This window comes from Thioclava sp. UBA3469, from assembly GCF_002378135.1.
Classification (GTDB): domain Bacteria; phylum Pseudomonadota; class Alphaproteobacteria; order Rhodobacterales; family Rhodobacteraceae; genus Thioclava; species Thioclava sediminum.
Genome location: NZ_DFRG01000199.1, coordinates 1 through 3,457, shown reverse-complemented (window position 1 = coordinate 3,457; position 3,457 = coordinate 1). Strand labels below are relative to the sequence as shown.

The 3,457-nt window shown below is 62.5% G+C and carries 2 protein-coding genes and 1 pseudogene; 1 reads left to right on the top strand and 2 read right to left on the bottom strand.

Translation table 11 applies throughout. The annotated features are described in order from the left end of the window. Window positions 1-1,568: acetate--CoA ligase (gene acs / locus B3D39_RS14320; protein WP_286789825.1), on the bottom strand; the 1,568-nt coding region annotated here is incomplete at its 3' end. 423 nt (window positions 1,569-1,991) lie between these two features. Between acs and B3D39_RS14315 the strand changes: the two genes are divergently transcribed. Further along, a complete protein-coding gene (locus tag B3D39_RS14315) occupies window positions 1,992-2,489 on the top strand; it encodes a HugZ family protein (protein WP_274962661.1) in 498 nt (165 codons plus the stop codon). An 81-nt stretch (window positions 2,490-2,570) separates the two neighbouring features. On the opposite strand, the pseudogene B3D39_RS14310 reads toward B3D39_RS14315, so the two are convergent. Further along, window positions 2,571-3,457 (bottom strand): annotated as a pseudogene (locus B3D39_RS14310) (right-handed parallel beta-helix repeat-containing protein); the annotation flags it as partial.

Below are 3,457 nucleotides of genomic sequence, written 5' to 3'. Positions count from 1 at the left end.
ACGCGGCCGGTGATCCAGTAGTAGCCGTCGCTGTCGCGGCGGCAGCCGTCACCGGTGAAGTAATAGCCCTTGTACTGGCTGAAATAGGTCTCCTGGAAACGCTCGTGGTCGCCCCAGATGGTGCGCATCTGGCCCGGCCAGCTGTCCGAGATGCACAGCACGCCTTCGGTCTCGGTTTCGTCCTGCTTCACCGCGGTCTGCGGGTCGAGCACGACCGGCTTCACGCCGAAGAACGGACGGGTCGCCGAGCCGGGCTTCGTGGGCGTCGCCCCCGGAAGCGGGGTCAGCATGTGGCCGCCGGTCTCGGTCTGCCAGAACGTGTCGACGATCGGGCATTTGCCCTTTCCGACGTATTTGTCGTACCAGGCCCAGGCTTCGGGGTTGATCGGCTCACCGACCGAGCCCAGCACCTTGAGATCGGACAGATCGTATTTCTCGACCCATTCCGGCCCTTGGCCCATCAGCGAGCGAATCGCGGTGGGCGCGGTGTAGAACTGGTTGACCTTGTGCTTTTCGCAAACGGCCCAGAAACGGCCCGCATCCGGATAGGTCGGCACGCCTTCGAACATGATCGTGGTCGCGCCATTCGCGAGCGGCCCGTAGACGATGTAGCTGTGGCCGGTGACCCAGCCCACATCGGCGGTGCACCAGAACACGTCGCCATCATGGTAGTCGAACGTGTATTGCATCGTCATCGCCGCGTAGACGAGATAGCCGCCGGTGGTATGCACGACGCCCTTCGGCTTGCCGGTCGAGCCCGAGGTGTAAAGGATGAACAGCGGATCTTCCGCGTTCATCGGACGCGGCGGACATTCGGGCGAGACGTTCTCCATCATCGCCTTCACGTCGACATCGCGACCGTCGATCCACGAGGTCTGGTCGCCGGTATGCTTCACGACGAGGCAGCGCACCTTGTCCGAGCAGTGCAGCAGCGCGGCGTCGGCATTCGCCTTGAGCGGTGTGCGGCGGCCACCGCGCGGAGCGGTGTCGGCGGTGATGACGACCTTGGCGCCCGAGTCGTTGACGCGGTTGGCGAGTGCGTCAGGCGAGAAGCCCGCGAAGACGATCGAGTGGATCGCGCCGATACGCGCACAGGCGAGCATCGCGTAAGCCGCTTCCGGGATCATCGGCAGATAGATCACGACGCGGTCGCCGCGCATCACGCCCTGGCTCGACAGCACGTTGGCGAAGCGGTTCACCTTCTCGGACAGCTCCTTGTAGGTGATGTGCTGCGCCGGGGTTTCCGGATCGTCGGGCTCGAAGATGATCGCGGTCTGGTCGCCGCGCGTGGCGAGGTGACGGTCGATACAGTTCACGCTGGCGTTCAGCACGCCGTCCTCGAACCATTTGATATCGACATGGCCGAAGGTGAAATCGGTGTTCTTCACCTTGGTATACGGCGTGATCCAGTCGAGGCGCTTACCCTCGCGGCCCCAGAACTTCTCCGGATCGGTGATCGATTCCTGATACATCTCGCGATATTTCGCGGCGTCGGCATGGGCGTTCTCGAAGCCCGGCGGGACCTCTTTGACCTCTGGAACCTGAGTCACCTTGTCTTGCGCAGTCATGAGCTTCCTCCCAGCAATTTCGCATTGCGGCACGGCGTGTCCGCATGTCGCCCGCGTGATAGTGCAGGCCCTCTACCCCGCGCTACTGTAACTCAAAGGTTAAGATTCATGTAACCCCCTTTATACGCTACATATTTCTGTAAATTTTTTGACACCGATTGCGCTAACGCTGTAAATGCACGGAAATGAGGCAGAAAATAGGCGAGCCAATTCAAGTGCTTGCCTGTAGCGTTTCCGCTCGAACCCAACTGAATTTGAAAATCGACCGCACGGTTAAAATCATGCCGCAACCGCGATGAGGCGAATCGGACGCTCAGAATGATTCGGCTCGCGACCTTCCGTTACGGCATCCTGTGGATAACTTCGCCGATTGTCGCCCGCAGGCCCGCGCCCTACCATCGCGCCGCCTTGAAGGAGCCTCCCATGCCGCAGCAGACGCCGCCGACCAACCCGATCCGCCCCACGGATGCCGAGGCCCGCGCCTTGGCGCAAAGCCTGATCCGTGAAGCCCGGTTCGGCGCGCTTGGCACGCTCGACCCGGATACAGGCGCGCCGGTCGTAACGCGCGTCGCCCTTGGCCCCGGCCCTCAGGGAGAGCTGTTAACCTTCGTTTCCAGCCTCGCAGCACACACGACGGCCCTGCTGCGGGATCGCCGGGCCGGGTTGCTGCTAGGCGAGCCCGGCGCGAAAGGCGACCCGCTCACCCATCCCCGCCTCTCGCTGCAGGTCGAGGCACATGCCATCCACCGCGACGACCCCGCCTTCCCGGCTATGCGCGAGCGCTGGCTCTCCGATCATCCGAAATCGAAGCTCTATATCGACCTGCCCGATTTCTTCTTCTTCGATCTCCGCGCGGCCTCGGCGGCTCTCAATGGCGGATTCGGCCGCGCCTTTCGACTGACGCCCGCGGACCTGACATAAGAACAACGCGCAGGACTTTCGCCCCACGCGCCGCCTTGCCGATCCGCCCGCCCCGGCCCAGACCGGCTCCGCTCACATCGTTTAGATCGGGTTATCCATCCGCAGCGTGACCTGCAGCCGCCCCTTCGCCGCCTCCGGCCAGTTCACCGTAATCTGGTTCTTGGCCGCGCCCTGCTCCACAGCGACATAGGGCATCGCGTCGATCCGCGCGCCCGAACCGTCGCGCACCATGCCCTCGGCGATTAGGCTCTGGACATTGCGCGCCCAGCCCCCGAACGGAAGGTACTCGCTCGCATCCACCGTCCAGACCGATTGCGCCGTGGACTGGTTCACCTCGACCATCACCGGGTTCTGCGAAATGTCGTTGATCGCGTTAAACATATTCGCCTCGAAGACCACGTTGCGCACCCGCGAGCGGTCGATATCCGCGAAACTCGTGTCGATCTTCTCGATCCGGTCGACACTGCCGTTCAGCGATTTGAACACGTTATTCGTCACGCTCAGACCCTGAATGAAATGCCCCGGCCCGTAGGGCTTGATCGAGAGCCAAGTGAACCACGGCGCGACGTTGATGCACACGCAGGTATTGCCCGTCACCGTCAGCCCGCCAAAGCTGTATTCGCTCGCGAAATCCGGTTCGGCGTCATGCTCGTTGGTCCACTCGATCACCGAATTGTCGATGTAATTGCCGGTCACCGCCGACTGGACATTGGTCTGGGTGAAGACCAGCCCGGCCACGCGCACGCCATTGCTTTCCTCATCGCCCTGAAACCAGTGATTGCCGACGATCAGATGCCCCGAGCCATTCAGCACGAAACTCGTCCCGAAGCGCACGAAGCGCGAGTCGCGGATTTTCGAGTCGTTGGCGTTGACGTTGAGCACCATCGACTTGCGATCCTGAGCGGGCAGCAGCATCTCGTCCGACAGGAACTGACAGCCATCGATCAACAGGTCCTGACACCCCCGCC

Coding starts and splice junctions, on each gene's coding strand:
- B3D39_RS14315 (WP_274962661.1), top strand. CDS start 1,992: ATGCCGCAGCAGACGCCGCCGACCAACCCGATCCGCCCCACGGATGCC.